The sequence below is a fragment of the Streptomyces sp. NPDC090032 genome (genome assembly GCF_044748025.1).
GTDB lineage: Bacteria > Actinomycetota > Actinomycetes > Streptomycetales > Streptomycetaceae > Streptomyces.
Window position 1 is genome coordinate 278,390 of sequence record NZ_JBIVFF010000004.1, and the last position, 26,231, is coordinate 304,620.

The 26,231-nt window shown below is 70.7% G+C and carries 22 protein-coding genes; 9 read left to right on the plus strand and 13 right to left on the minus strand.

Annotation, left to right across the window (positions count from 1 at the left end; genetic code table 11):
- Window positions 1-60: 60 nt before the first annotated feature.
- The 10 genes from ACIPWY_RS11210 to ACIPWY_RS11255 all read right to left on the minus strand — a co-directional run bounded on the left by ACIPWY_RS11210 (window position 61) and on the right by ACIPWY_RS11255 (window position 13,108).
- Entirely contained in the window at window positions 61-1,833 is a 1,773-nt protein-coding gene (locus ACIPWY_RS11210; protein WP_401532854.1) for an IucA/IucC family protein, read from the minus strand.
- Window positions 1,830-2,390, minus strand: coding sequence for a GNAT family N-acetyltransferase (locus ACIPWY_RS11215; protein WP_401532857.1), 561 nt, complete (start codon window positions 2,388-2,390; stop codon window positions 1,830-1,832). The genes ACIPWY_RS11210 and ACIPWY_RS11215 overlap by 4 nt, the downstream gene beginning before the upstream one ends.
- Window positions 2,387-3,667 carry a lysine N(6)-hydroxylase/L-ornithine N(5)-oxygenase family protein gene (locus tag ACIPWY_RS11220; protein WP_401532859.1) on the minus strand — a complete coding sequence of 427 codons (1,281 nt, stop codon included), beginning with the start codon at window positions 3,665-3,667 and terminating at the stop codon, window positions 2,387-2,389. Before ACIPWY_RS11220 ends, ACIPWY_RS11215 begins: the two co-directional genes overlap by 4 nt.
- Window positions 3,651-5,102, minus strand: a complete 1,452-nt coding sequence (gene desA / locus ACIPWY_RS11225; protein WP_362902200.1) for a lysine decarboxylase DesA — start codon at window positions 5,100-5,102, stop codon at window positions 3,651-3,653. Before desA ends, ACIPWY_RS11220 begins: the two co-directional genes overlap by 17 nt.
- Window positions 5,103-5,255: 153 nt before the next feature.
- The gene (locus ACIPWY_RS11230; RefSeq protein WP_401532862.1) at window positions 5,256-6,143 is read right to left on the minus strand and encodes a siderophore-interacting protein; all 888 of its coding nucleotides are present in this window, start codon (window positions 6,141-6,143) and stop codon (window positions 5,256-5,258) included.
- 5 nt (window positions 6,144-6,148) lie between these two features.
- Complete coding sequence (locus ACIPWY_RS11235; protein WP_393701723.1) at window positions 6,149-7,192, minus strand: ABC transporter substrate-binding protein; 1,044 nt, start codon at window positions 7,190-7,192, stop codon at window positions 6,149-6,151.
- Between the two features lie 148 nt (window positions 7,193-7,340).
- Entirely contained in the window at window positions 7,341-8,501 is a 1,161-nt protein-coding gene (locus tag ACIPWY_RS11240) for an acyl-CoA dehydrogenase family protein (protein WP_362902680.1), read from the minus strand.
- 11 nt (window positions 8,502-8,512) lie between these two features.
- Window positions 8,513-9,442, minus strand: coding sequence for a hydroxymethylglutaryl-CoA lyase (locus ACIPWY_RS11245; protein ID WP_362902682.1), 930 nt, complete (start codon window positions 9,440-9,442; stop codon window positions 8,513-8,515).
- 71 nt (window positions 9,443-9,513) lie between these two features.
- Window positions 9,514-11,466, minus strand: a complete 1,953-nt coding sequence (locus tag ACIPWY_RS11250) for a biotin carboxylase N-terminal domain-containing protein (RefSeq protein WP_362902684.1) — start codon at window positions 11,464-11,466, stop codon at window positions 9,514-9,516.
- Between the two features lie 19 nt (window positions 11,467-11,485).
- Entirely contained in the window at window positions 11,486-13,108 is a 1,623-nt protein-coding gene (locus tag ACIPWY_RS11255) for a carboxyl transferase domain-containing protein (RefSeq protein WP_383885256.1), read from the minus strand.
- Between the two features lie 96 nt (window positions 13,109-13,204).
- Here ACIPWY_RS11255 and ACIPWY_RS11260 point away from each other — a divergent pair, with 96 nt between their 5' ends.
- The 4 genes from ACIPWY_RS11260 (at window position 13,205) to ACIPWY_RS11275 (ending at window position 17,048) form a co-directional block, all read left to right on the plus strand.
- Entirely contained in the window at window positions 13,205-13,792 is a 588-nt protein-coding gene (locus ACIPWY_RS11260) for a TetR/AcrR family transcriptional regulator (protein WP_362902208.1), read from the plus strand.
- Window positions 13,793-13,922: 130 nt separating this feature from the next.
- Window positions 13,923-15,080: an acyl-CoA dehydrogenase family protein gene (locus tag ACIPWY_RS11265; protein WP_362902210.1), complete on the plus strand. Its 1,158-nt coding sequence runs from the start codon at window positions 13,923-13,925 to the stop codon at window positions 15,078-15,080.
- Window positions 15,081-15,116: 36 nt separating this feature from the next.
- Window positions 15,117-15,998: an acyl-CoA thioesterase II gene (locus tag ACIPWY_RS11270; protein WP_362902212.1), complete on the plus strand. Its 882-nt coding sequence runs from the start codon at window positions 15,117-15,119 to the stop codon at window positions 15,996-15,998.
- A gap of 51 nt (window positions 15,999-16,049) precedes the next feature.
- Window positions 16,050-17,048, plus strand: coding sequence for a cation diffusion facilitator family transporter (locus tag ACIPWY_RS11275; RefSeq protein WP_362902214.1), 999 nt, complete (start codon window positions 16,050-16,052; stop codon window positions 17,046-17,048).
- On the opposite strand, the gene ACIPWY_RS11280 is transcribed toward ACIPWY_RS11275, so the two are convergent.
- Together ACIPWY_RS11280 and ACIPWY_RS11285 are read right to left on the minus strand one after the other, a co-directional pair.
- A complete protein-coding gene (locus ACIPWY_RS11280; protein ID WP_362902216.1) occupies window positions 17,032-17,829 on the minus strand; it encodes a phosphatase in 798 nt (265 codons plus the stop codon). The two genes, ACIPWY_RS11275 and ACIPWY_RS11280, sit on opposite strands and share 17 nt — an antisense overlap.
- Window positions 17,830-17,891: 62 nt before the next feature.
- Complete coding sequence (locus ACIPWY_RS11285) at window positions 17,892-19,391, minus strand: PucR family transcriptional regulator (RefSeq protein ID WP_362902218.1); 1,500 nt, start codon at window positions 19,389-19,391, stop codon at window positions 17,892-17,894.
- 177 nt (window positions 19,392-19,568) lie between these two features.
- On the opposite strand from ACIPWY_RS11285, the gene ACIPWY_RS11290 reads away from it, so the two are divergent.
- From ACIPWY_RS11290 to ACIPWY_RS11300, 3 genes are all read left to right on the plus strand, one after another.
- Window positions 19,569-21,047: a sodium:solute symporter gene (locus ACIPWY_RS11290; RefSeq protein WP_401532866.1), complete on the plus strand. Its 1,479-nt coding sequence runs from the start codon at window positions 19,569-19,571 to the stop codon at window positions 21,045-21,047.
- Between the two features lie 72 nt (window positions 21,048-21,119).
- Window positions 21,120-22,091: an agmatinase gene (speB, locus tag ACIPWY_RS11295; protein WP_362902221.1), complete on the plus strand. Its 972-nt coding sequence runs from the start codon at window positions 21,120-21,122 to the stop codon at window positions 22,089-22,091.
- A gap of 76 nt (window positions 22,092-22,167) precedes the next feature.
- Entirely contained in the window at window positions 22,168-23,841 is a 1,674-nt protein-coding gene (locus ACIPWY_RS11300) for a thiamine pyrophosphate-binding protein (RefSeq protein ID WP_362902223.1), read from the plus strand.
- 76 nt (window positions 23,842-23,917) lie between these two features.
- Here ACIPWY_RS11300 and ACIPWY_RS11305 read toward each other — a convergent pair whose 3' ends face one another.
- Window positions 23,918-25,267 (minus strand): tol-pal system YbgF family protein, encoded by a 1,350-nt coding sequence (locus tag ACIPWY_RS11305; protein ID WP_401532869.1) that lies wholly within the window; start codon window positions 25,265-25,267, stop codon window positions 23,918-23,920.
- Window positions 25,268-25,474: 207 nt separating this feature from the next.
- Between ACIPWY_RS11305 and ACIPWY_RS11310 the strand changes: the two genes are divergently transcribed.
- Window positions 25,475-25,786, plus strand: coding sequence for a hypothetical protein (locus tag ACIPWY_RS11310; RefSeq protein ID WP_362902227.1), 312 nt, complete (start codon window positions 25,475-25,477; stop codon window positions 25,784-25,786).
- Entirely contained in the window at window positions 25,786-26,106 is a 321-nt protein-coding gene (locus tag ACIPWY_RS11315) for a hypothetical protein (RefSeq protein ID WP_362902229.1), read from the plus strand. The genes ACIPWY_RS11310 and ACIPWY_RS11315 overlap by 1 nt, the downstream gene beginning before the upstream one ends.
- The last annotated feature ends 125 nt before the right edge of the window (window positions 26,107-26,231 follow it).

Below are 26,231 nucleotides of genomic sequence, written 5' to 3' on the forward strand. Positions count from 1 at the left end.
AGGGGCTCGGGAGGACCGTCTCCCGAGCCCCTTTCGGTCTGTGGGGGGATCTGAGCAGGCTTACGCGATCGGGTTCTCCAGATCGCCGACGAGCTGCAGCGCGCCCGACGGGTCCGCCAGGTCCACCATCTGCTCGTTGTTGCGCAGCTGGAGCCGGTTCAGCGCGGACAGCGCGAAGCTCGGGGCGAACATGTCGAACTGGGTGAATTTCTCGGCCAGTTGGGGTGCCGACCGCTGGTAGTCGCGTACGCAGTCGGCGACCGCGGCCCAGAACGTCTCCTCGTCCACGACACCGTCCTCGACCAGGTTCGCCGCCAGGAAGCGGAAGAAGCAGTCGAAGACGTCCGTGAAGATGGACAGCAGCTTCATGTCGTCGGGGACCTCGGCGCGGATCCGGTCCACCTTCGGCGGGAGCACCGCGTCCGTGTCCATCACCGCGATCTCCTCGGCGATGTCCTTGAAGATCGCCCGCTGCACCACGCCGCGCTCGTCCAGGACCAGGATGACGTTCTCGCCGTGCGGCATGAACACCAGGTCATAGGCGTAGAAACTGTGGAGCAGAGGGGTGAGGTAGGACTTCAGGTACGGCTTCAGCCACTGGCTCGGCGTCAGGCCCGAGCGCTCGATCAGGGCCCCGGCGAAGGAGCGGCCCTCGCGGTCCACGTGCAGCAGCGACGCCATCGTGGCGAGCCGCTCGCCGTCCTGCAGCGTCGGCACCGGCGACTCGCGCCACAGCGCCGCCAGCATCTTGCGGTACGGCGAGTAGCGGTCGGTGGCCGCCTCGTACTCCAGGTGCCGGTAGCCGACGGCAGCGCGCTCACGGATGATGGTGAGCCCCGTGTCCTTCAGTACCTCGTCGTTCTCGATGAGCCCGGCGAGCCAGTCGTTGATCGCCGGGGTCGCCTCCATGTACGCCGCCGAGAGGCCACGCATGAAGCCCATGTTGATGACCGACAGTGCCGTCTTGACGTAGTGCTTCGACGGGGACGTCGCGTTGAAGAACGTACGGATCGACTGCTGCGCAAGATACTCGTCGTCGCCCTCGCCGAGGAGCACCAGGTGCCGCTGCGCGACCTCGGCCGCGAAGGTGACGGACAGCTTGTTCCACCACTGCCAGGGGTGGACCGGGATCAGCAGGTAGCCGGCCGGGTCCAGGCCCTGGTCGCGCAGGATCCCGTCGAAGCGGGCGAGGGTCTCCTCGCCCAGTTCGGCGCGTAGCAGCGACTCGTAGTCCAGGCCGACGCCCGCCGTGAACGCGGCCCGCTCGCGCGTCGCCGCCAGCCAGATCAGGCGTACGGGGCCGGCGGTCTCGGGGGCGTACGAGAGGTACTCGTGGATGCCGAAGCCGAGCCGGCCGTTGTTCGCGACGAAGCACGGGTGGCCCTCGGTCATGCCCGTCTCGATGTCCTGGAAGGAGCCGGACGTGGCCAGCTCCGCGGACGTCACGTCCGGCTTCGTCAGCTTGAAGCAGGTGCCGGAGAGCGTGGAGGAGATCTCCTCCAGGTAGACCGGCAGGATCGCGTCGCTCAGGCCGAGCGAGGTCTTCAGGTCGATGAAGAACTCCAGCGCGCTGAGCGGGAGTTCGGAGCCGTCGCGGTGGCGTGTGATCGAGTCCGCGGACACCTGCCAGTGGTCGAGACGCAGGCGGCGGGCGGTGAAGCGGTACTCGGTCGCGCCGTCGTCGGAGCGCACGGCGTACCTGTCGCTGCCGAGGGACTCGGGCGCAAGGAGGCGCTCGTGGGTGAACTCGGCCAGTGCCTTGCGGATGAGGAGACGGTTGGCCTCGGCCCAGCGCTCGGGGGAGAGGTGGGTGACGGCGTCGGAGAGTGTCATACGGCGGCCACCTCCGTGGCGGCGAGGAACTGCTCGCGCGTGCAGAAGCTGAGCAGCGCCTGCTTCTCCGGCTTCTGGATGACGCGCTCGGGGACGAAGCCGACGGCCTCGTTCAGGGCGTGCACGGCCTTGTTGCGCACGTCGGGCTCGACGACGACGCGCCGGGCCGCCGGGTCGGCGAACAGGAACTCCATGACCGTGGTGATCACGGCGCGGGTGAAGCCGGGGATGCGGACGTCGCTGGGTGCCGTAAGGAAGTGCATGCCGATGTCGCCGGGCTCGGGCTCGTACAGGCCGACGAGTTCGACGTGCGCCGGGTCGTAGCGCTCCATGAGGAAGGCGGGCTCGCCGTCGTGGAGGCCTATGAACGCGTCGTGGTGCTCGGCGGCGGCTATCGCCATGTACTCGCGCTCCACGTCCTGCAGTTTCGCGTCCTGCATCAGCCAGAACGCGGCCTTGGGGTCGGTGACCCAGCGGTGCAGCAGCGCGCCGTCCGCGACGGGGTCGAGAGGGCGGATGCTGAAGGTGCCGGTGGGGGAGCCGGTGGGGGTGCTCATGCGGCGAACTCCTGGAACGCGATGGTCTTTTCTACGGGGTAGTACTCGGTGCCGAGCAGCTCACGGATGATGTACGCGTTGCGGTACGCGCCCATGCCCAGGTCGGGCGAGGTGATCGAGTGCGTGTGCACGCCGGCGTTCTGGACGAAGACACCGCGGCCCGTGGTGTCGACGGAGTAGTTGCGGGCGAGGTCGAAGCGACCCCGGCTGTCCCAGTTGAGCCGGTCGCGGACCGGCTCAAGGAAGGCGGGCGTCTCGTACTTGTAGCCCGTGGCCAGGATCAGGCCGTCGGTGCGCAGCTCGAAGTCCTTGCCCTGCTCCTCCTGGCGCAGGCCGAGCGTGTACGTACCGTTCGTGTAACTCGCGCTCTGGAGCGCCGAGTTGGTGATCAGCCGGGTGGAGACGGGGCCGGCCAGGTTCTTCTGGTAGAGCAGGTCGAAGATCTCGTTGATCAGGTCGCCGTCGATGCCCTTGAAGAGGTTCTTCTGCCGGCTCTCCAGGCGGTAGCGGGTCTCCTCGGGCAGCGCGTGGAAGTAGTCCACGTACTCGGGGGACGTCATCTCCAGCGTCAGCTTCGTGTATTCGAGGGGGAAGAAGCGCGGGGAGCGGGTGACCCAGTTGAGGCGGTAGCCGTGGACGTCGATCTCGCTGAGGAGGTCGTAGTAGATCTCCGCCGCGGACTGGCCGCTGCCGACGAGGGTGATCGAGTCCTTGCGCTGGAGCTCCTGCTTGTGGTGCAGATAACGGGAGTTGTGGATCGCGTCGCCGTCGAGGCCCCGGCAGGGCTCGGGGATGTGCGGCGGGGTGCCGGTGCCGAGGACGAGGCGCGGAGCGCGGTACGTCTCGCCGCCCTCGGTTCTCACGACGTACACCTCTGCGGCCTCGTCGTACGAGACCCGCGTGACGGTCGTGCCGAAGCGGATGCTGGTGAGTTTCGCGGCGGCCCAGCGGCAGTAGTCGTTGTACTCGGTCCGCAGGGGATAGAAGTTCTCGCGGATGTAGAAGGAGTACAGCCGTCCCGATTCCTTGAGGTAGTTCAGGAAGGAGTACGGGGAGGTCGGGTCGGCGAGCGTGACCAGGTCCGACATGAACGGGGTCTGGAGGTGGGCTCCTTCGAGGAACATCCCCGAGTGCCACTCGAAGTCCGGCTTGGACTCCAGGAAGACACCGTTCAGTTCGGCTATCGGCTCGGTGAGGGCGGCCAGGCCGAGGTTGAAGGGGCCGAGGCCGATCCCGATGAAGTCGAGGGGATCAGGGGACTCAGGAAGCTTCGACAAGGTTCTCTCCCAGGTACTGCTCGGCATGGCCGGCGATCAGATCGAGGACCGCGACGATGTCGTCGACGGTGGTCTCGGGGTTGAGCAGGGTGAACTTCAGGTAGTGGCGACCGCCCACCTTGGTGCCCGCCACGATGGCGTCGCCGGAGGCGAACAGGGCCTTGCGGGCATACAGGTTGGCGCGGTCGATCTCGGCGGGGTCGGTGACTCCGGCCGGGATGTGGCGGAAGACGAGGGTGGACAGCCGCGGTTCGACGACGACGTCGAACCGGGGGTCCGCGGCGAGCAGCTCCCAGGCCTTGCCCGCCAGGTCGCACACCTCGTCGAAGAGCTGCCCGACACCGTCGGCGCCCATCACGCGCAGCGTCATCCACAGCTTGAGCGCGTCGAAGCGGCGGGTCGTCTGGAGGGACTTGTCGACCTGGTTGGGGATGCGCTCGGTGACCATGCGGCGCGGGTTGAGGTAGTCGGCGTGGTACGTGGCGTGCCGCAGGGTGGCGGCGTCACGGACCAGGACCGCGCTCGAACTCACGGGCTGGAAGAACGACTTGTGGTAGTCGACGGTGACGGAGTCGGCGCGCTCGATGCCGTCCAGGAGGTGCCGGTTCCTGACGGAGGCGAGGAGCCCGCAGCCGTACGCGGCGTCGACGTGCATCCAGGTGCCGTACCGGTCGCAGAGCTCGGCGATCTCGGGGAGCGGGTCGATGGAGCCGAAGTCGGTGGTCCCGGCGGTGGCGACGACCGCCATGGGTACGAGGCCCTCCTCGCGGCAGCGCTCCAGCTCACGCGCGAGGGCGACGGTCTGCATCCGCTTGTCGCGGTCCACAGGGATGGTGACCACGGCGTCGGGGCCGAGACCGAGGAGCGTGGCGGACTTCTTGACGCTGAAGTGGCTGACCTCGGAGGCGAACACCCGCATTTTCGTCGGGTGTTCGGCGTTCTCGGACTTGGTCTCGTCGCGGGCGAGGAGCAGTGCCTGGAGGTTGGACTGGGAGCCGCCGGAGGTGAAGACGCCGTCGGCGGCGGGGCCGAGGCCGATGCGGCTGGTGGTCCAGTCGATGAGCTTGCGCTCGATGAGGGTGCCGCCGGCGGACTGGTCCCAGGTGTCGAGGGAGGAGTTGACCGCGGAGAGGACGGCCTCACCGACCACGGCCGGGATGACGACCGGGCAGTTGAGGTGGGCGAGGTAGCGCGGGTGGTGGAAGTAGACGGCGTCGCGGAGGTAGACCTCTTCGAGCTCGTCCAGCGCGGCGGTCGTGTCGAGGAGGGGCGCGTCCAGGTCGACGGCGTCGATCCGGGGCGCGAGCTCGTCGACGGTGACCCCGGTGAACGGCCGGTCGGTGGTGGCGAGTTTGGCCGCCACCCGCTCGATTCCCTCGGTCACGGAACGGCGGTAGTGCTCCGCGGTCGTGTCGTTGAGCAGGTGCGAGCGCATGGACGGTCCTCCGGGTGGGGGCAGGAATGCGGGTGAGGGGGGAAGACGGGCGGCATGGGAAAGGGGCGAGGTCCCAGCACCTGACTTAGGTTAGCCTAACCTAAATTGTGCTGGCGACCCCGCCCCTCTTCAGTGGCCGGAACCTGCTGCCGGTCAGCCCTCGGTGGCCGCCTCCTGGGCCTCGGCGACGCGCAGCCCGTCCTCGCTGAGCCCCTTGCGCCAGTAGCCGACGAACGTCACCGACCGCTTGTCGTAGGCGCGTTCGCGCACGAGATGGCGGCGCAGCTCCTTCATCGCCCCGGACTCGCCCGCGAGCCAGGCGTACGGGCTCGACGCTTCCGGCAGTTCGGCCGCGCGGATCGCCTCCAGCGCGGACGGCGCGTTCTCGTCACGCACGAGCCAGGTGAGGGTGACGTCGCCCGCGGTCGCGACGTCCGGGATGTCCTCGCGGTGCGGGACCTCCAGCCATACGTGCGCGGGCAGTTCCGGCGGCAGCCAGGCGAGGATGCCGAGGGCGGCGGGCAGGGCGGTCTCGTCGCCCCACATGAGGATGTGGTCGGCGCCCTCGTGGGGGCGGCAGCGTACGGCCGTGTTGTCGGCGACCGCCGGGCCGAGGACCGTCACGCGGTCGCCGGCCTTCGCCGCCTCGGCCCAGACGCAGGCGGGGCCCGCGCCGCCGGGGCCGTCGTGGTGCAGGACGAAGTCGATGTCGACCTCGCCTGGTTCACCGGGCGTGCGGCGCTGCCCGCTGACCGTGTAGGAGCGCATCACGGCCCGTACGTCGTCCGGGAGCGCCCGGTACGCGGCGTGCCAGGCGCGGCCGTCGTCGCCCGGCTCGGCGGGCGGCAGGACGGGGGCGTCCTGGCCCGGCCGCGGCAGGAACAGCGACAGGCTCTGGTCGCGGCCCCCGGCGTGGAAGTCCACGAGGTCGGGCCCCGTGAACGTGACGCGCTGCAGCGATGGACCGAGCCGCCGCGTCCGCGCTACCTGGAGGTCGAAGAATCGGAAGGGTGCGATTGCGGGGGACTCGGTCGTCGTCATGTGTGTCAGCCGACCTTCTTCGCCTTCTCGATCGCCTCGGCGAGGTCTTCGAGGACCGGGGCGCACTTGGCGTACGAGTAGATGGGCTCGGTGACGCGCGGGATGACCTGGCCGGCCTTGACTGCGGGCAGTTTCTTCCAGGTCGCCTTGTCGAGGTCGGCGGGCTGGATGGTGGCCGTGCGGTTGTCCATCATGATGATGTCGGCCGGGTACTTGTCGATGTTCTCCCAGCTCAGGTTCTCGAACCAGCCGCCGGACGCCTTCTTCGCCTTCTCCGACGGCTCGACGAAGTTCACGCCGAGCGACTTGAAGTACTCCAGGTCGGCGGAGAGGTTCGTCCCGGAGACGTAGAAGATGTCCTGGCTCGCGGAGCCGACGAGGACCCTGATCTCGGGGTGCGCCTTGGCGGCCTTGCGCAGGCGCGCGGCCGCGGCCTCGAAGCGCTGCTTGGCCTTGACGACCTTGTCGGCCTTCACGTCGGCGCCGAGCGACTCGGCCAGGGCGAGCAGTCGCTGGAGCGGCTGCGTCATCTGGCGGTCGTAGACGGAGACGCCGACGGCCGGGGCCAGCTTGAGGATCTTGTCCTTCGATTCCAGCGGGACGGACCAGAGGGTGCCGGCGGTGTCGTACACGGTGGTGACGAGGAGGTCCGGGGCGAGGCCCGCGTACTTCTCTATGTTGAATCGGCCCCACTCGTTGCCGATGATCGTCACCTTGTCGACGTCCATGTCGCCGGCCTGGACGTCGGCCTTGCCGCTCGGCGTCTTCGTCGGGCCGAAGACGCCCTTGCACTCGATGCCGTAGTCCCACAGGGCGGCGGCGACGCTGGTGAACGCGACGACGTTCGCGGGGACCTTGCCGGCCTTCGCGGTCGTGCCGCGGTCGTCCTTGAAGGACCAGGGGCCGGACTTGGCGCTGCCCGACTTGGCGCCCGAGCCGCTGTCTTTGGAATCGCTCCCGCAGGCGGCGAGCGCGGCGGTGAGGCCGAGGGCGCCGCCCGCGGCGAGGATGCCGCGACGGGAAGGGGTGGTGAGACGGGCATAGGGCATGACAGTGGCTGCTTTCGTGACGTACGGAGGGCCGCTGGCCGGATTCTGGCTTAGGTTAACCTAACCTAAGCTGTTGTCCAGAGGGGCCCCGTCGCAGCCCGCCCGGGCAGCCGCCGAAGCCGCCGCCCGAGCCGCGCGCAGCGCCCTCTCAGCCCGTCAGGCCCAGCTCCCGCGCGATCAGCATCCGCTGCACCTCGCTCGTGCCCTCGCCGATCTCGAGGATCTTGGAGTCGCGCCACATGCGGGCCACCGGGTACTCGTTCATGAAGCCGTAGCCGCCGTGGACCTGCGTGGCCTCGCGCGCGTTGTCGACGGCGATCGTGGAGGAGTAGAGCTTCGCGATCGCCGCCTCCTTCTTGAAGGGCTCGCCCGCGACGAGGCGGGACGCGGCGTCGCGCCAGCCGACGCGGGCCATGTGGGCCCGCATCTCCATGTCGGCGATCTTGAACTGGATCGCCTGGTTGGCGCCGATCGGGCGGCCGAACGCGTGCCGTTCCCCGGCGTACTTGACCGACTCGTCGACGCAGCCCTGCGCGAGGCCCGTGGCGAGCGCGGCGATGGCGATGCGGCCCTCGTCCAGGATGCGCAGGAACTGGGCGTAGCCGCGGCCCTGTTCACCGAGCAGGTTCGCCGCCGGGACGCGCACGTCGGCGAAGGACAGCTCGCGGGTGTCGGAGGCGTTCCAGCCGACCTTCGAGTACGGGGCCGCGACCGTGAAGCCCGGGGTGCCGGACGGCACGATGATCGCGGAGATCTGCGGCTTGCCCTCGGGGGAGCGGCCGGTGACCGCGGTGACCGTCACCAGGCCGGTGATGTCCGTGCCGGAGTTGGTGATGAAGCACTTGCTGCCGTTGATGACCCACTCGTCGGTGTCGGGGTCGAGCCGCGCCGTCGTGCGGGTCGCGCCCGCGTCCGAGCCGCCGTCCGGCTCGGTCAGGCCGAACGCGCCGAGGATCTCGCCGGAGCAGAGCCGGGGCAGCCACTCGGCCTTCTGGGCGTCCGTGCCGAACAGGTGGATCGGCATGGCTCCCAGCGAGACGCCCGCCTCCAGGGTGATGGCCACGGACGAGTCGACGCGGGCCAGCTCCTCCAGGGCGATGCCGAGGGCGAGATAGTCGCCGCCCATGCCGCCGTACTCCTCCGGGAACGGCAGCCCGAACAGGCCCATGCGGCCCATCTCCCGCACGATCTCGTACGGGAACTCGTGCCGCTCGTAGAAGTCGCCGATCTTCGGGGCGACGACGTCGTGCGCGAACTCCTCCACCGTGCGGCGGAGTTCCTCGAGTTCGGGGGAGAGGCGGTGGTCCAGGGACATGGGGATCACTCCTGGTGGGAGAGGGCGCGGACGGTGCGGGACGGGCTGGGCCGGCCCAGCTGTTCGGCCATCCACACGCTGGTGGCGGTGAGACGGCCGAGGTCGACCCCGGTCTCGATACCGAGGCCCGAAAGCATCCACACGAGGTCTTCGGTGGCGAGATTTCCGGTGGCGCTCTTCGCGTAGGGGCAGCCGCCGAGGCCGCCCGCGGAGGCGTCCACGGTGGTCACTCCGTGCTGGAGCGCCGCGAGGGTGTTGGACAGGGCCTGGCCGTACGTGTCGTGGAAGTGCACGCCGATCGTGTTCGTCGGCACGCCCTCCTCGTTCAGCTCGGCCAGGAGCGTCTGGACGTGGCCCGGCGTCGCGACGCCGATCGTGTCGCCGAGGCTCAGCTCGTCGCAGCCCATGTCCATCAGCGCCTTGGCGACCCGGACGACCTGGTGGACCGGGACGGCGCCCTCCCAGGGGTCCCCGAAGCACATGGAGAGATAGCCGCGCACATGCGCCCGGCCCTCCTTGGCGCGGGTCACGACCGGCTCGAACATGGCGAGCGCCTCGTCCACCGTCCGGTTGAGATTGGCCTTGGCGAACGACTCCGTGGCGCTGGCGAACACGGCGACGCGGCGCGCCCCGAGCGCGAGGGCCCGGTCTAGGCCCCGCTCGTTCGGCACGAGGACGGGCAGGTGCGGGTGGGGCGCACCGCCGAAGTCCTGGAGGAGCGGGAACAGGGCTTCCGCGTCTGCCAGTTGGGGCACCCACTTGGGGTGCACGAAGCTGGTCGCCTCGATGGTGGTCAGGCCCGCGGCCGCGAGGCGGTGGATGAACTCCGCCTTGACCTCCGTGGGCACCGTCGCCTTCTCGTTCTGCAGTCCGTCGCGCGCGCCGACCTCGTGGATCCGCACGCGCGCGGGCAGATCCTGGGAGGCCACGACCATGGGCAGGGCGGTGGGTGCGGTGGTCTCCGAGGTCGCGGTGGACGTGGCGGATGCGGTGGTTGCGGGGGTGCTCATGCCGTCATCTCCTCGTGCGGTGTGACGACCGCGAGGATCTGGTCCATCGCGACGGTCGTGCCCGGCGTGACGTCCAGTTCGGCCACGGTGCCGGCGTGCGGGGCGGAGATGACGTGCTCCATCTTCATCGCCTCGACCACCAACAGGCTCTGCCCGGCGGCCACTTCGTCCCCTACGGCCACCTTCACGACGGTGACCGTGCCGGGCATCGGGGCGGTGAGGGAGTCGGCGCCGGAGTGCGCGGCGCCGGTCAGGGACGCGGCCACCGGGTCGAAGTCCTGCACGTGCCAGGCGTCCCCGTCCCTGCCCAGCCAGTCGCCGGCCCGGTGGAAGGTGTGCGTGAGACCGTCCAGGTGGACGGTGACCCGGTCCGCGGTGACGGTGTGGGTGCCGCGCGTGCGGTGCGTGACGGGTTCGAGTCCCGATGCCTTGAGGTGGAAGTCGAGCGGCGCGGGCGTGCCGCCGAGGCGCCAGCCGGTCGGCTGCGCGAACGGGTCGGTCCAGCCCTCGCCGGACGGCGCCAGGGCGGCCTCGCGGACCGCGGCGGCCGCCTCGTACACCTCGCCCGGCACCTCGCTCTCGACCAGGCCGTCCACCTCGCGCTCCACGAGCCCCGTGTCCAGCTCGCCCGCCACGACCGCCGGGTGCGCGAGCAGCCGCCGCAGGAACCCGGCGTTCGTCGGCACGCCCAGCGTGACCGTCTCCGCGAGGGCGGCACGCAGCTTGCGCAGGGCGGTCGCCCGGTCCGGGCCGTACGCGATGACCTTCGACAGCATCGGGTCGTACAGGCTCCCGACCTCCGTGCCCTCGCTCAGCCCGGAGTCGGTGCGCACGCCGTCGCCCTGCGGCTCGCGCAGCGAGAGGACCGTGCCGCCCGACGGCAGGAAGCCGCGCGAACCCTCTTTGACGGACACCGTCTCGGCGCAGATCCGGGCCTCGACCGCGTGCCCGGTCAGCTCGATGTCGCCTTGCGTGTACGGGAGTTGCTCACCGGCGGCGACCCGCAGCTGCCACTCCACCAGGTCGACGCCCGTGATCAGCTCCGTGACCGGGTGCTCCACCTGGAGGCGGGTGTTCATCTCCATGAAGTAATAGGAGGCCGGGTCGTCGCCCGGCACGATGAACTCCACCGTGCCCGCGCCGCGGTACCCGCACGAGCGGGCCGCCTGCACCGCGGCCTCGCCCATCGCCGCGCGCGTCGCCTCGTCGAGGAGGACGCTCGGTGCCTCCTCGATGAGCTTCTGGTGGCGGCGCTGGAGGGAGCACTCGCGCTCGCCCAGGTGGATCACGTGCCCGTGGCCGTCGGCCAGGACCTGGATCTCGATGTGCCGGGGGCGGTCGACCCAGCGCTCCACAAGCAGTGTGTCGTCGCCGAAGGAGGCGCGGGCCTCGCGCCGCGCGGCTGCGATCTCGTCGCCGAGCAGCGTCTCGTCACGCACCAGGCGCATGCCCTTGCCGCCGCCGCCCGCGGACGGCTTGAGCAGGACGGGCATGCCGATCTCCCGTGCCGCGTCCGCCAGTTGGACATCGGTCAGGCCGCTGCCGGACGAGCCGGGCACGACCGGGACCCCGGCCGCCTCCACCGTCTCCTTGGCGCGGATCTTGTCGCCCATGAGGGAGATCGCGTCGGCGGAGGGGCCGATGAAGACGAGGCCGGCGTCGGCGCAGGCCCGCGCGAAGGCGGCGTTCTCCGCCAGGAACCCGTAGCCCGGGTGGACGGCCTGCGCGCCCGTGCGCGCCGCCGCCTCCAGGAGCCGGTCCACGCGGAGGTAGCTCTCCCCGGCGGGCGGCGGCCCGATGCGGACCGCCGTGTCGGCCTCCCGCACATGGCGGGCGTCGGCGTCCGCGTCGCTGTACACGGCCACCGAGCGGATGCCGAGCGCCCGCAGCGTACGGATGACGCGGACGGCGATCTCGCCGCGGTTGGCCACAAGGACGGTGTCGAACATGCTCATGGGGTCCCTCCCCTCACATCCGGAAGACGCCGAAGCCGCCGGACTTCTCCGGCAGTGGCGCGTGGGCACAGGCGGTCAGGGCGAGGCCGAGGACCTGCCGGGTCTCCAGCGGGTCGATCACGCCGTCGTCCCAGAGCCGGGCCGTCGCGTAGTACGCGCTCCCCTGCTCCTCGTACTGGGCGCGGATCGGCGCCTTGAAGGCGTCCTCGTCCTCGGCGGGCCACTGTTCGCCGCGCGCCTCCAGCTGGTCGCGCTTCACGGTCGCGAGGACCGAGGCGGCCTGCTCGCCGCCCATGACGGAGATCTTGGCGTTGGGCCACATCCACAGGAAGCGCGGCGAGTAGGCCCGTCCGCACATCGAGTAGTTGCCCGCGCCGTACGACCCGCCGACGACGACGGTCAGCTTCGGCACGCGGGTGCTCGCGACGGCCGTGACCATCTTGGCGCCGTGCTTGGCGATGCCGCCCGCCTCGTAGTCGCGCCCCACCATGAAGCCGGAGATGTTCTGCAGGAACACCAGCGGGATGCCGCGCTGGTCGCACAGCTCGATGAAGTGCGCGCCCTTCTGGGCGGACTCGGAGAACAGGATGCCGTTGTTCGCGACGATCCCGACCGGGTGGCCGTGGATGCGGGCGAAGCCGGTGACGAGGGTCTGCCCGAACTCCGCCTTGAACTCGGCGAACCGCGAACCGTCCACCACGCGCGCGATGACCTCCCGCACGTCGTACGGGGTGCGGGAGTCGACCGGCACCGCGCCGTACAGCCCCGCCGGGTCGACCTTCGGCTCGATCGCCGGGGTGACCGACCAGGGCAGCTCGCCGCGCTCCGGGAGCGTCGAGACGATCGTCCGCACGATCCGCAGCGCGTGCGCGTCGTCCTCCGCGAGATGGTCCGTGACGCCCGAGATCCGCGAGTGCACCTCGCCGCCGCCCAGCTCCTCGGCGGTGACGACCTCACCCGTGGCCGCCTTCACCAGCGGCGGGCCGCCCAGGAAGATCGTGCCCTGATTGCGCACGATCACGGCCTCGTCGCTCATCGCCGGGACGTACGCCCCGCCCGCCGTGCACGAGCCGAGGACCGCCGCGATCTGGGGGATGCCGGCCCCCGACATCCGCGCCTGGTTGTAGAAGATCCGCCCGAAGTGCTCGCGGTCGGGGAAGACCTCGTCCTGCATCGGCAGGAAGGCGCCGCCCGAGTCCACCAGGTAGACGCACGGCAGCCGGTTCTCCAGGGCCACCTCCTGGGCGCGCAGGTGCTTCTTCACCGTCATCGGGTAGTACGTGCCGCCCTTGACCGTCGCGTCATTGGCGACGATCACGCACGCGCGGCCGCTGACCCGCCCGATTCCGGCGATCACCCCGGCGGCGGGGGCCTGGTCCCCGTACATCCCGTCGGCCGCGAGCGGCGCCAGCTCCAGGAACGGGGAGCCCGGGTCCAGCAGTGTGTCCACACGGTCGCGCGGCAGCAGCTTGCCGCGCGCGGTGTGCCGGGCGCGGGCCCGCTCGCCGCCGCCGAGCCGGGCCGCGGCCAGCTTGCCGCGCAGCTCGTCGGCCAGCGCCTCGTGCGCCGCCTCGTTGGCCTTCCAGGCCTCCGACGCGGGATCGGCCGCGCTCGTCAGCTCCGGTGCCTCCTGCATTGCGCAGTCCCCTCGATCGGCTCTCGCTCGGTTAATGAGCGTTAACGCGTTTCCCTCAGGTTAACGACCGCTAACGTCGCTGTCTAGAATTACCTCATGGCCACCAGAACCGACGCCCTCACCCGCCGCGAGCAGATCCTCAAGGAGGCCGCGCGGCTCTTCGCCGAGCGCGGGTTCCACGGGGTCGGCGTCGACGAGATAGGCGCCGCGGTCGGCATCAGCGGCCCCGGGCTCTACCGCCACTTCGCGGGCAAGGACGCGATGCTCGCCGAGCTGCTCGTCGGCATCAGCGGCCGGCTCCTGACCGGCGGCAAGCGCCGGCTCGCCGAGTCCGACGGCGGCGACCCCGAGGCGCTGCTCGACTCGCTCATCGAGGGCCACATCGACTTCGCCCTCGACGACCGCCCCCTGATCACGCTGCACGACCGAGAGCTGGACCGCCTGCGCGACAGCGACCGCAAGCTGGTGCGCCAGCTCCAGCGCCAGTACGTCGAGCTGTGGGTCGAGGCGGTGCGCGAGGTGTATCCGGGCCTGGCCGAGCAGCCCGCGCGCGCCGCCGTGCACGCCGTCTTCGGCCTGCTGAACTCCACTCCGCACCTGGGCAGGTCCGGCGGACTGCCCGGCCGCGAGGCGACGGCCGGGCTGCTGCACCGCATGGCTCGCGGGGCGTTCGCGGCGGCGTAGGGCCTCTCTCGGATCAGGCCCCGGGCGCCCCGGCGTGACGCGCGTCTCTGGACGCTCCCGAAACTGGCGGGTAACCTAAGCTGAGCAAGCGCTTAGTCGTGCAGTGATGCCGTTTCCGAAGGAGCAGGTCGTGCGCCGTACCGTTTTCAACGAGGACCACGAGGCGTTCCGGGACACCATCCGCGCCTTCATAGAGGCCGAGGTCGTGCCCGTCTACGACGAGTGGTTCGCGGCCGGGCAGGCCCCGCGCGACTTCTACTACAAGCTCGCCGAGCTGGGCGTCTTCGGCATCCGCGTGCCCGAGGAGTTCGGCGGCGCCGGCATCGACTCGTACAAGTTCGAGGCCGTGATGTACGAGGAGACCTCGCGCGCGGGTGTCCAGTTCGGCGGCTCCGGTGTGCACGTGCTGCTCGGCCTGCCGTACATCAAGATGCTCGCCACCGACGAGCAGAAGAAGCGCTTCCTGCCGAAGTTCGTCTCCGGCGAGGAGATGTGGGCCCTCGCGATGACCGAGCCGGGCACCGGCTCCGACCTCGCGGGTATGAAGACCACCGCCAAGCTCTCCGAGGACGGCACGCACTACGTCCTCAACGGCGCCAAGACCTTCATCACCGGCGGCGTCCACGCCGACAAGGTGATCGTCTGTGCCCGTACCGACGCGCCCACCGCCGAGGACCGCCGCCACGGCATCTCCCTCTTCGCGGTGGACACCAAGTCCGAGGGCTACTCGATCGGCCGCAAGCTCGACAAGCTCGGCCTGAAGACCTCCGACACCGCCGAGCTGGCGTTCGTCGACGTGAAGGTCCCCGTCGAGGACCTCCTCGGCGAGGAGAACAAGGGCTTCTACTACCTCGGCCACAACCTCGCCTCCGAGCGCTGGGGCATCGCGTTCGGCGCCTACGCCCAGGCCAAGGCCGCCGTCCGGTTCGCCAAGGAGTACGTCCAGGAGCGCGCCGTCTTCGGCAAGCCCGTCGCGTCCTTCCAGAACACCAAGTTCGAACTGGCCGCCTGCCAGGCCGAGGTGGACGCCGCCGAGGCCGTCGCCGACCGCACCCTCGAGGCCCTCGACGCGGGCGAGCTGACCCCCGCCGAGGCCGCCTCCGCCAAGCTGTTCTGCACCGAGGTCGCGCACCGCGTCATCGACCGCTGCCTCCAGCTGCACGGTGGCTACGGCTTCATGAACGAGTACCCGATCGCGCGCCTGTACGCGGACAACCGCGTCAACCGCATCTACGGCGGCACCAGCGAGATCATGAAGACGATCATCGCGAAGGACATGGGCCTGTAACCCGCCCGTCCCTCCGCCTTCTGTAGAACTGGCTGTATGAATCAGGCACTGGAGTCCCTGCTCGATCTGCTCGACCTGGAGCGGATCGAGCAGGACATCTTCCGCGGGCAGTCCCGCTCCGCCGTCGTCCCCCGGGTCTTCGGCGGACAGGTGGCGGCCCAGGCGCTCGTCGCCGCCGGGCGCACCGTCCCCGGCGACCGCCACGCCCACTCGCTGCACGCGTACTTCCTGCGGCCCGGCGACCCCGGCGCGCCCATCGTCTACACGGTCGACCGGATCCGCGACGGGCGCTCCTTCACCACGCGCCGCGTCGTCGCCGTCCAGCACGGGCAGCCGATCTTCCATCTCTCGGCGTCCTTCCAGACGTACGAGGACGGGCTCGAGCACCAGGCGGCCATGCCGCCCGCGCCCGACCCGGAGACGCTGCCCACCGCCGCCGAGATGCTGCCGCGCTACGCCGACGCGTTCGTCGAGCCGGGCGTCGCCGAGCGCCTCCTCGAAGCGCGCGAGGCCGTCGACCTGCGGTACGTGGACGCGCCGCCGTTCGGCAGCGTCGGCACCCCGCAGGAGCCGCGCTCGCAGGTCTGGTTCCGTACGAACGGCAAGCTCGACGGCGTCATCGACGAGCCGCTGCTGCACGTCTGCCTCGCCACGTACGTCTCCGACATGACGCTCCTCGACTCCGTGCTGCTCGCGCACGGGCGCGGGGGCTGGGCCGTGGGCGACGTGGTCGGCGCCTCGCTCGACCACGCGATGTGGTTCCACCGGCCGTTCCGCGCGGACGAATGGCTCCTGTACGACCAGGAGTCGCCGTCGGCGTCGGGCGGCCGAGGCCTCGGCCAGGCCCGCATCTACACGCGCGACGGACAGCTCGCCATCTCCGTGATCCAGGAGGGCGTCGTCCGCGTTCCCCGGTAGGGCCGCCGCGTGGTCTCGCGGTACGCGGGGATCGGACATACGGTCGCGTGCATGGGCACGAGCGCTGAACAGAGTGGGACGGCCGGGGACACGGGTGAGGACGGCGGGGGCGAGAGCGTCACCACCGTCCTCGTGGCGGCTGCCGCCAACCTCGGGATCGCCCTCGCCAAGGCCGTCGCCGGAGTCATCAGCGGGTCGAGCGCCATGCTCTCCGAGGCCGCCCACTCCGTCGCCGACACGGTCACCGAGGTGCTGCTGCTCACCGCGCTCAAGCGCAGCGAGAAACCCGCGGACGAGGAACACCCCCTCGGCTACGGACCCGAGCGCTACATCTGGGCCATGCTCGCCGCCGTCGCCACCTTCGTGGGCGGCGCCGTCTTCTCGATCTACGACGGCGTGCACACCCTGGTGGCCGGTGAGGAGCTCGGCAACCCGCTCGTCTCGTACATCGTCCTCGTCCTCGCCTTCCTCCTGGAGGGCTTCTCGCTGCGTACGGGCATCAAGCAGGCCCGGGGCGAGGCCGAGCGCATGGGGGCGCCCATGGGCCGGTATCTGCGGCGCACCCCCGACACCGCCGTCAAGGCCGTCGTCATGGAGGACTCGGCCGCACTCGCCGGCCTGGTCCTCGCCGCGGGCGGACTGCTCGGCGGCCAGCTCACCGGCTCCGGCATCTGGGACGCCATCGCCTCCCTGTGCATCGGCGCGCTGCTCCTGTACGTCGCCTGGGTCCTCGGACGTTCCAACGCCGAACTCCTCATCGGGCGCCCGCTTCCCAAGCCGGTCCGCCTGGAGATCCGCGAAATCCTCGCGGGCGTCGAGCACATCGAGGCCGTACTCGAACTGACCACCCTCGTCCAGGGGCCGCGCGAGGCGCTCGTCGCGGCGAAGGTCGACCTGCGCGACACCTCCACCGCCGCACAGATCGAGTGGGCCTGCGAAGAGGCGGCCCGCCGGCTGCGCGAGCGGTTCCCGAACGTGACCCGGGTCTACCTCGACCCGACGCCCGGCTTCGCGCAGCGGCGCCAGGAGGGGCTCAACCCGTGGGGCTGAGGCCCGCCGCGTCGAGGAGGTACGCCGTCATCGGGTCGTAGTGGCGCGGGCTCGTCACATGGTCGTCGAGCGGCACCGTCACCTGAAGGGTGCCCTCCGCCTCGCCGATGAACAGCGCCGGGTCGTTGCAGTCCGCGTATCCGATGGAGTCGATGCCGCGCTGTCCCGCGCAGCCCGCCCAGCCGTGGTCGGCGACGACCAGGTCCGGCAGCGGCCGGCCCTCGCGCTCCAGGCCATCGAGGATCCGCGCCATGGGGTCGGGGGAATGCGTGTGCCACAGCGTCGCGCCGCGCTCCAGCATCGCCACGTCCGCGAACTGGAAGACCATGCCCTCCTCCGTCGAGAGGCCCTCGGGGATCACGACGATCTCGCAGCCCGCCGCGCGCAGCGCCGCGGCCGTCGCGCGGTGGACGTCGAGGAGGCCGCCCGGGTGGCCCGTGGCGAACAGGACGCGCTCCTTCCCGGCCGCCGCCTTGCGCAGCCGGGCGCCCATGCGCTCCAGGGCGTCGACCGTGAGCTGCGGGTCGATGGTGTCCTGGCCGAAGCGGTACTCGGGATCGTCGTTCACGCCGCAACGCTCCGCCATCACCGCGAGGACGTCCTGCTCGTCGGTCCAGCGGTCGCCGAGCTCCAGGCCGAGCCAGTAATGGCGGTCGCCGTTCGCGAGCCTGCGGTAGTGGGAGAGGTTGTTGTCGCGGGGTGTGGCCACGTCGCCCGCGATGCGGGTGCGGATCAGATGGTCGACGAGCGCGGCGCGGCTGGGGGTCCCGGGTATCGGCATGCACCCCATTGTGCCGTCGGGCGCTGCGGGGGACCCCGATGTCCCGGGGGGTGGGACGGGCGTCACTCTGCGTGGCGCAGTGCGAACCACAGCTCCATGCGCACGTCGGGATCGTCGAGGTCGGTGTCCAGGAGCGTGGCGCACTTCGCGATGCGCTGGCGCACGGTGTTGCGGTGGACGGCCAGCGCGGTCGCCGTACGGTCCCAACTCCCGTGCAGGGAAAGCCAGGTACGCAGCGTCTCGGTCAGTGCGGGCGTGTGCGCGATCGGGGCGAGGAGCGTCCGGGCGTGGGCCGTCGCCTCCCCGGGGTCGAGGAGCGAGGCGAGTCCCCGCGCGTCCACGTGGTGGTGGACGAGCGTCGCGCGGGTCGCCTTCGCCCGGATCAGGGCGCGCCCGGCCTGCGCGCTTGCCGCCGCCAGGTCGTCCGTGGGAGCCGTGCCGCTCACCCCCATCACCCAGCCCTCCTGGGCGATGACCTCCTGGTCCGCGGGCAGCAGGGCGCGTACGAGGGAGTCGGTGGTGTCGACCAGGGGCGTGCCGAGGGAGACGGGGGGCGGGGACGGGCGGTCGGGCGCGGCGTGGACCACCCGCCACGTGCCGTCGCCGAGCAGAGCCCCGACGCCGGACGGCTCCTCGCCCAGCAGGAGCCGGACCAGGGCCGCCGAGCGCGCCGCCTCGGCCGTCGTCTGGTGCTCGCCCGTGAGCAGGGAGAGCAGGACCACCGCCACCCCCGCGATCGTGTGATCGCCGGGGTCGCGCCGGCCGACCGCCGTCCCCAGCGCGTAACCCTGGCCGCCGCCCAGCGCGTAAGCGGCCAGATGCGCGTCGCCCACCGAGTCCGCCGCCGAGGTGGGCGCGGGGAAGAGGCGGGTCTCGCCGGGGCGGACGATCCGCATCAGCTGGGTCATCGCCGCGCTCACCTCGGCCGTCGGATCGGGGCCCGCCCGGCCGACCTCCGAACCGTCCGGCGCGGTGAGCACCGCCCAGCCGCCGGTGCGCTGCGCCAGCTGCCGCAGCACCGCGGGCACCGGGTAGGGCCGCGCCGCCGCCGTGGCGAGGCCCTGCTGCGCCTCGCTGACCCTGCGCAGTTCCGCGTGCCGTGCCTGCGCCATCAGCTGCCACACCGCGCGGGTCACGCCGCTGAACGTCGAGTGCGGCGGCACCTCCAGGAGCGGCAGCCCGTGCCGCTCGCAGGCCTCGACCAGCGCGCGCGGCACCGTGTCGTGCACCGGCGCGACGCCGAAGCCGAGCGCCACGCCGCCCGCCGCCACGATCCGCGCCACATAGTCGTCGTAATAGGGGCCCGTGCCCGCCGACTCCGTCGCGTGCACCCCGGCGGTCAGCAGCAGCTCGCCGCCGAGCAGATACGGGTACGGGTCGGCCATCTCGGACGTGTGCGCCCAGTGGATCACCGTGTCCGGGCCGACGGGCGGGCCCGCGATCTGGCGCAGGCCCAGGTCCTCGCGGGCGAGCAGCGCGCTGAGCGGCACCGGCGGGGTGGGCGGAACGGCCGGGGCGGGGGGTCCTGACGGGCCCGCCGCCGGCCGGGTTGCGTCCGGCATGGTGGATGTTTTCTCCATCCATTCGCGAGAGGGTGGATAAAAAGTACACTTCAGCGTTGCTTTCAGGCCACCTAGGGTCGTGCCGACCGCAGGCCACGGGTACGGGCGGATGTCCCCACGGCCGGTCACCCACCCCATCTGCACGACACGCCACCGAGGTGCGCGAAGGAGGGCCCTATGGCCGTCGACTACACAGTGATCGTCGTCTATCTCGCCGGCATGCTCGCCATGGGCTGGTGGGGCATGCGCCGCGCCAAGTCCAAGAGTGAGTTCCTCGTGGCGGGCCGCAGGCTCGGCCCGATGATGTACTCCGGCACGATGGCGGCGATCGTCCTCGGCGGCGCCTCCACCATCGGCGGCGTGGGCCTCGGCTACCAGTACGGCCTGTCCGGCGCGTGGATGGTCTTCACCATCGGCCTCGGCCTGCTCGCGCTGTCCGTGTTCTTCTCGGCGCGCATCGCCCGCCTGAAGGTCTACACCGTCTCCGAGATGCTCGACCTGCGCTACGGCGGCCGGGCCGGAGTCATCTCCGGTGTCGTGATGTGGGCGTACACGCTGATGCTCGCCGTCACCTCGACCATCGCCTACGCCACGATCTTCGACGTGCTGTTCGACATGCCCCGCACGGTCGCGATCATCCTGGGCGGCACCATCGTCGTCGCGTACTCGACGCTCGGCGGCATGTGGTCCATCACCCTCACCGACATGGTGCAGTTCGTGGTGAAGACCATCGGCGTGCTGCTCCTGCTGCTGCCGATCGCCGTCATCAAGGCCGGCGGCTTCAGCGAGATGAAGGCCAAGCTGCCCACCGAATACTTCGACCCGCTGGGCATCGGCGGCGAGACGATCTTCACGTACGTGCTCATCTACACGTTCGGCATGCTGATCGGCCAGGACATCTGGCAGCGCGTGTTCACCGCCCGCAGCGACAAGGTCGCCCGCATCGGCGGCACCGTCGCGGGCACCTACTGCCTGGTCTACGCCGTCGCCGGCGCCGTCATCGGCACCGCCGCGAAGGTCATGTACCCGAAGCTGCCCAGCGCCGACGCCGCGTTCGCGACCATCGTCAAGGACGAGCTCCCCATCGGCGTACGCGGTCTGGTGCTCGCCGCCGCGCTCGCCGCCGTGATGTCGACCTCGTCCGGCGCGCTGATCGCCTGCGCGACCGTCGCCAACAACGACATCTGGTCGCGCCTGAAGGGCGTCGTCGGCAACAAGAGCGAGCCGTCCGGCGAACCGCACGACGAGGTGAAGGGCAACCGCGCCTTCATCCTCATCATGGGCGTCGCGGTGATCTGTATCGCCATCGCGCTCAACAACGTCGTCGAGGCACTGACCGTCGCTTACAACCTGCTCGTCGGCGGACTCCTCGTCCCGATCCTCGGCGGACTGCTGTGGAAGCGCGGCACCGTGGCAGGCGCCCTCGCCGCCGTCACCGTCGGCGGACTCTCCGTCATCGGCCTGATGTGGGGCTACGGAATCCTCGCCAACGAGCCTGTCTACTACGGCCTCCTGCTGTCCCTCGCCGCCTACGTCATCGTCTCCCTCGCCACCAAGCCGACCGACGCCGCGGTGCTCGCCACCTGGCGCGAGCGGCTCGCGGGGCGCGGGGCCGACGCGGAGACGGACGCGGAGCCGGCCACCGCCACTCAGTAAATTCACCAGGCGCCGCGTGGCCCCGCCAAGGGCTGCGCGGCGCCGACAAGCGTAGGAAAGAAGGCAATTCGCATGAGCAGCAACGAGACGCCCCGCGGTCCGGTCGACTCCTCCCGCGTCCCGCGGTACGCCGGTCCCGCCACCTTCGCCCGGCTGCCCCGCCTCGACGAGGTGGGCACCACGGACGTGGCCGTCGTCGGCGTGCCCTTCGACACGGGCGTCTCGTACCGTCCCGGCGCCCGCTTCGGCGGCAACGCGATCCGCGAGGCGTCCCGGCTGCTGCGCCCGTACAACCCGGCGCAGGACGCCTCCCCGTTCGCCCTCGCGCAGGTCGCGGACGCCGGTGACATAGCGGCGAACCCGTTCAACATCAACGAGGCCGTCGAGACGATCGAGGCCGCGGCCGACGACCTCCTCGGCACCGGCGCCCGCATGATGACGCTCGGCGGCGACCACACCATCGCGCTGCCGCTCCTGCGCTCGGTAGCCAAGAAGCACGGCCCGGTCGCGCTGCTCCACTTCGACGCGCACCTCGACACGTGGGACACGTACTTCGGCGCCGAGTACACGCACGGCACCCCGTTCCGTCGCGCCGTCGAAGAGGGCATCCTCGACACCTCCGCCCTCTCCCACGTCGGTACGCGCGGTCCGCTGTACGGCAAGCAGGACCTGACCGACGACGAGAAGATGGGCTTCGGCATCGTCACCTCGGCGGACATCTACCGCCGCGGCGCCGACGAGGTCGCCGACCAGCTGCGCCAGCGCATCGGGAACCGCCCCCTCTACATCTCCATCGACATCGACTGCCTCGACCCGGCCCACGCGCCCGGCACCGGCACCCCCGAGGCCGGCGGCATGACCTCGCGCGAGCTCCTGGAGATCCTGCGCGGCCTGTCGTCCTGCAACCTCGTCTCCGCCGACGTCGTCGAGGTCGCCCCGGCCTACGACCACGCGGAGATCACGGCCGTCGCCGCCTCGCACACCGCGTACGAGCTGACGACGATCATGTCCCGTCAGATCGCGTCGAGCCGCGCGGCACAGTAGGACGGACGACGGTCGGGGTGTGGGCACACCCCGACCACCGGCCCGCACCCGACCACGACGCCAGGGAACCCCGAACATGACCCACGACCACGACCTGGACCTGCTGCCCACCGAGGCGCAGACCGCAGCCGCGCTGAACCCTCCCCCCGGCCGCAACGGCGGCGACCTCGTCGTCGAGACCCTGCACGGCCTCGGCGCGTCCACCGTCTTCGGACTCCCCGGCCAGCACGCGCTCGGTATGTTCGACGCGCTGCGCCGCTCGGACCTGCGGTACGTGGGCCTGCGCGTCGAGAACAACGCGGGCTTCGCCGCCGACGCCTACGGCCGCGTGACCGGCGAAGTGGCGCCGCTCCTGCTCTCCACCGGCCCCGGCGCGCTGATGTCGCTCGCCGCGCTCCAGGAGGCGGCGGCCGCGTCGGCGCCGGTCCTGGCCATCGGCAGCCAGATCCCGGTCGCCGGGCTCGGCGGCGGACGCCACGGCTATCTGCACGAACTCCGGGACCAGCAGGCCTCGTTCCGGGACGTGGTCAAGTCCGTCCACACCGTGCGGACGCAGTCGCAGATCCCGTCCGCGATCGCCGCCGCCTGGGAGTCCGCCCTCACCGCGCCGCACGGCCCGGTCTGGGTGGAGATCCCGCAGGACGTACTCCTCGCCCAGACCACCCTCCCGGTCGTCACGGCGATGGACGCGACCCCCCGCGACCTGGCGCCCCGCCCCGAACTCACCGCTGTGGCCGCCGACTTGCTGTCCCGCGCCTCCCGCCCCGTGATCATCGCGGGCGGCGGCGTCGTACGGTCGGACGCCGGCGGCAAGCTGGTCGCCCTCGCGGAACGCCTCGACGCCCCCGTCGTCACGACCTTCGGCGGCAAGGGCGCGTTCCCCTGGGAACACCCGCTCTCGCTCCAGTCGTGGATGGAGGACCGCCACACGACGGACCTCCTGGAAGACGCGGACGTCCTGCTCGTCGTCGGCTCCGGCCTCGGCGAACTCTCCTCGAACTACCACACGTTCGCACCGCGCGGCCGGGTGATCCAGATCGAGGCGGACGCCGGAAAGCTGGAGTCCAACCACCCGGCGCTCGGCATCCACGCGGACGCGCGCCTGGCGCTCTCGGCGCTCCTGGACACGGTCGCGGAGCGGCACGACCCTTCGGCCCCCGAGCGGGTCGCCGCCCTTCTCGCCGCGGTCCGTGAACGCCTCGACGGCCAGGACCTGGCCTTCGAACGCGAGATCCTGGGCGCTGTGAGGGCGGCACTCCCGGCCTCCTCCCCCTCCTTCTGGGACATGACGATCCTCGCCTACTGGGCCTGGTCGGCATGGCCGGGAGCGCTGCACTCGGCGCAGGGCGCGGGCGGCCTCGGCTACGGCTTCCCGGCCGCGCTCGGCGCCGCCGCGGCCGACCCGTCGAAGCCGGTCCTCGCGGTCTCGGGCGACGGCGGCGCGATGTACTCGATCGCGGAACTCGCCACGGCGAAGCAGTACAACCTGCCGGTGACCTGGCTGATCGTGGACGACGGCGGCTACGGCATCCTGCGCGAGTACATGACGGACGCGTTCGGTGAGGCGACAGCGACGGAGCTTGCGCGCCCGGACTTCGTGGCGCTGGCGGAGTCGTTCGGGGTGACCGGCGTACGGACGTCCCCCGAAACCCTCCGCGACGACCTGACGAAGGCGTTCGCGACGCCGGGTCCGTCGGTGGTGGTGCTGCCGGCGCTGCTGAAGATGTTCGCGCCTACGCATCTGGGCTGAGGCGATCAGCCGATCGGTCATTCACGCGGCGGCCCCCGGGAGATGTCTTTCCGGGGGCCGTTGGCGTTTGCGGTCCCTAGGCCGCTTTGGCCGCCGCCACATCGCGTGCTCGGAGCGCAAGTTCGCGTACAGGGCGGGCAGTTGGGTGCCGACGCAGGTCTGCGTTCATCGTGTGGAAGTGATCGTCCCCGCGGTTGGACGAGACATGTTCGTACTCGTCCAGGAAACGTGACCAGCTCTCGCAGGCGGCGTCGAGGTGGCCGAGGCGCAGCTGGCGTTGCGCGAGGACCGCGTAGGCGTGCACGCGCCCTTGGCGTTCCTGCTGGGGCTGAAGCCGGATCGACTGCTTGAGAGCCCTGATCGAGCCCTTGAAGTCCCTTTCCTCGTACAGGACATGGGAGACGTGGAAGAGATAGGCGGTCTGGTCGTAGCCGCCGATCGCGTCCCTGCGGTTGTCTGCTTTCGACAGGGCATCCTCCGCCTCCTTGAGGCGGGCATGTGCTTGGTGCCTGAATCCGACCATGGACGCGGAGTGGGCTTGCTGCCCGCGCAGGAATGCCACGAGACGCGGGCCCGCCGTGGGTGCTGCTTCCGCTGCGGAGTCCGCGAGCTCCAGAGCCTTTGGCCCGTGTCCCAGGTTGGATGCCTGGAGGGACATGCCACGCAGGGTCCTGCAGTAGGTGATGTGGTCCTCCGCCTCACGGGCCAGGCCGAGGGCTTGGACGTAGTAGCGCTGTCCGAGGCCGTGGGCCTTCTCGTACATCGCCATCCATCCGGTCAGGTACGTGAGATCGGATGCGGCTGCCAGCATTTCTTTGCGGACCGATTCCGTGGACTGCGCCTGAAGCCAGGGGCCGACGGTGTTGACGAGAAACGCGGATGCTATGGGCAACGCGTGCCCGGCTCCGAGTTCGTCGAGGATGTCCGCGATCCGTTCGGTCAGGGTGCGAATCGACTGCACCTGTGAAGAGCCGATGCGAACGGTCCTCTTGCCAGGGGTGACTTGTTCGTCGGCTGCTCGTGCGGGGAGGGCGAACGCGGGCACGGAAAGGGCGGCGGAGAAGACTGTGGCAGCCAGCAAGCTGCGGCGGGACGGATCCATGGTTGCCCTTCCGAGGTCGATCAACTCCTCGACAGTGTCGGTGTGACGCACCTCCGCGAGGGACGGAGCAGGCTTCAGGCCCGCCTCCGCGTGTGTGACCGGCCGTCCGAGCCGCGCGGAGAGAGCTTCGACGATCAGCGCCCTGACCTGGGGTTTTGGTTGGGCTCCTGCGATCCAGTGCGCGACTGCGGTGCGGTCGTACGTCAGGTCGAGTCCTGCCTCGGGGCCGAGGCGGTTCACCTGCTGTGCGAGCTGCGTCCTGGTCCATCGCGCCTGGTCAAGCAGGTTGTCCAGGGCGGGATTGGGGGTGCGCTTCCGTGCCATGTCCTCAACTCCTGGCAGATTCCGCGGCATTCAACGACGGCGTTCACGGTGTTCACGGTCGCACCGTCTTCCAACGGTACCTGCGGAGGGTGTCGGAGCGGTTACCTCTTGCACAGGCGCTGAGCGATCTCGGCCGAAACGGAAGCCCCCCGCGACCGCTGGAGACGGCCCGGGGGCATGGCCCTCAACTAGCCAGGAGTTGATGACGTGTTGCACCATATCGCCCGCCTCATGGAGCCGATGCTGCGGTTACTCGTCCCTGCCTCGGGGCGTCACCGGCAGGACGCCGGAGAGCATCTCGGCCCCGAACCCGCAGTCCCCACCCCGCCCCGCCGTCGCTCCCCGCACACGGCCACGCTCCGAGGCGAGGACTCCCGCCTGGTCCGCCCCTACCTCCTCGCCCACGAACAACGCGAGCAGGCAAAACAGCAGCGAGCCCGGCGACGCGCCCTGTGGCTCGCGGTGCACGGTGTCGACATCGGGCCGCGCCTGATCCACGGTGTGGAGGTGACCGTGTGATGGGCAGCCGGACAGAAGTGGCCCGATTGCTCCCGTGGTCCGGCCCGGAAGGCAAGCCCTGCTACCTCGTCGGTGACGGGACCGGATACCTCTCCAGGGTCGCCGACAGCATCGAGAGCGTGCAGCTCTGGATGTCCGTCGAACTCCTCGACCACGCCGCCGACATGCTCGCCGACCACAAGGCCACCTCCGTACAACTCCGCTTCCTGGTGGCCCGCATGGCCGAGGCGCTGACTGACGTTCACCGCATCGCGGAGAGCCGGGGCGCCCGCCTTCCCGGTCGGGCGTACGACGTTCGGGATGGCAACCAGCTGGACTGACCGGCCTGAGCGTCGGGCGCTGGCCGTGCCCGGCGCGCACGCCCTGCCACCCTGAGTCCCGGCAGACCTTGGCGGAAGATTGACCTTCGCATGATCTTCCCGAGCCACGTGGGCTCCTAGGTTCT

Coding starts and splice junctions, on each gene's coding strand:
- ACIPWY_RS11255 (WP_383885256.1), bottom strand. CDS start 13,108: ATGCAGGAGGCACCGGAGCTGACGAGCGCGGCCGATCCCGCGTCGGAG.
- ACIPWY_RS11250 (WP_362902684.1), bottom strand. CDS start 11,466: ATGTTCGACACCGTCCTTGTGGCCAACCGCGGCGAGATCGCCGTCCGC.
- ACIPWY_RS11235 (WP_393701723.1), bottom strand. CDS start 7,192: ATGCCCTATGCCCGTCTCACCACCCCTTCCCGTCGCGGCATCCTCGCC.
- ACIPWY_RS11275 (WP_362902214.1), top strand. CDS start 16,050: ATGGGCACGAGCGCTGAACAGAGTGGGACGGCCGGGGACACGGGTGAG.
- ACIPWY_RS11280 (WP_362902216.1), bottom strand. CDS start 17,829: ATGCCGATACCCGGGACCCCCAGCCGCGCCGCGCTCGTCGACCATCTG.
- ACIPWY_RS11305 (WP_401532869.1), bottom strand. CDS start 25,267: ATGGCACGGAAGCGCACCCCCAATCCCGCCCTGGACAACCTGCTTGAC.
- ACIPWY_RS11245 (WP_362902682.1), bottom strand. CDS start 9,442: ATGGTCGTGGCCTCCCAGGATCTGCCCGCGCGCGTGCGGATCCACGAG.
- ACIPWY_RS11290 (WP_401532866.1), top strand. CDS start 19,569: ATGGCCGTCGACTACACAGTGATCGTCGTCTATCTCGCCGGCATGCTC.
- ACIPWY_RS11315 (WP_362902229.1), top strand. CDS start 25,786: ATGGGCAGCCGGACAGAAGTGGCCCGATTGCTCCCGTGGTCCGGCCCG.
- desA (WP_362902200.1), bottom strand. CDS start 5,102: ATGCGCTCGCACCTGCTCAACGACACGACCGCGGAGCACTACCGCCGT.
- speB (WP_362902221.1), top strand. CDS start 21,120: ATGAGCAGCAACGAGACGCCCCGCGGTCCGGTCGACTCCTCCCGCGTC.
- ACIPWY_RS11215 (WP_401532857.1), bottom strand. CDS start 2,390: ATGAGCACCCCCACCGGCTCCCCCACCGGCACCTTCAGCATCCGCCCT.
- ACIPWY_RS11260 (WP_362902208.1), top strand. CDS start 13,205: ATGGCCACCAGAACCGACGCCCTCACCCGCCGCGAGCAGATCCTCAAG.
- ACIPWY_RS11300 (WP_362902223.1), top strand. CDS start 22,168: ATGACCCACGACCACGACCTGGACCTGCTGCCCACCGAGGCGCAGACC.
- ACIPWY_RS11270 (WP_362902212.1), top strand. CDS start 15,117: ATGAATCAGGCACTGGAGTCCCTGCTCGATCTGCTCGACCTGGAGCGG.
- ACIPWY_RS11285 (WP_362902218.1), bottom strand. CDS start 19,391: ATGCCGGACGCAACCCGGCCGGCGGCGGGCCCGTCAGGACCCCCCGCC.
- ACIPWY_RS11230 (WP_401532862.1), bottom strand. CDS start 6,143: ATGACGACGACCGAGTCCCCCGCAATCGCACCCTTCCGATTCTTCGAC.
- ACIPWY_RS11210 (WP_401532854.1), bottom strand. CDS start 1,833: ATGACACTCTCCGACGCCGTCACCCACCTCTCCCCCGAGCGCTGGGCC.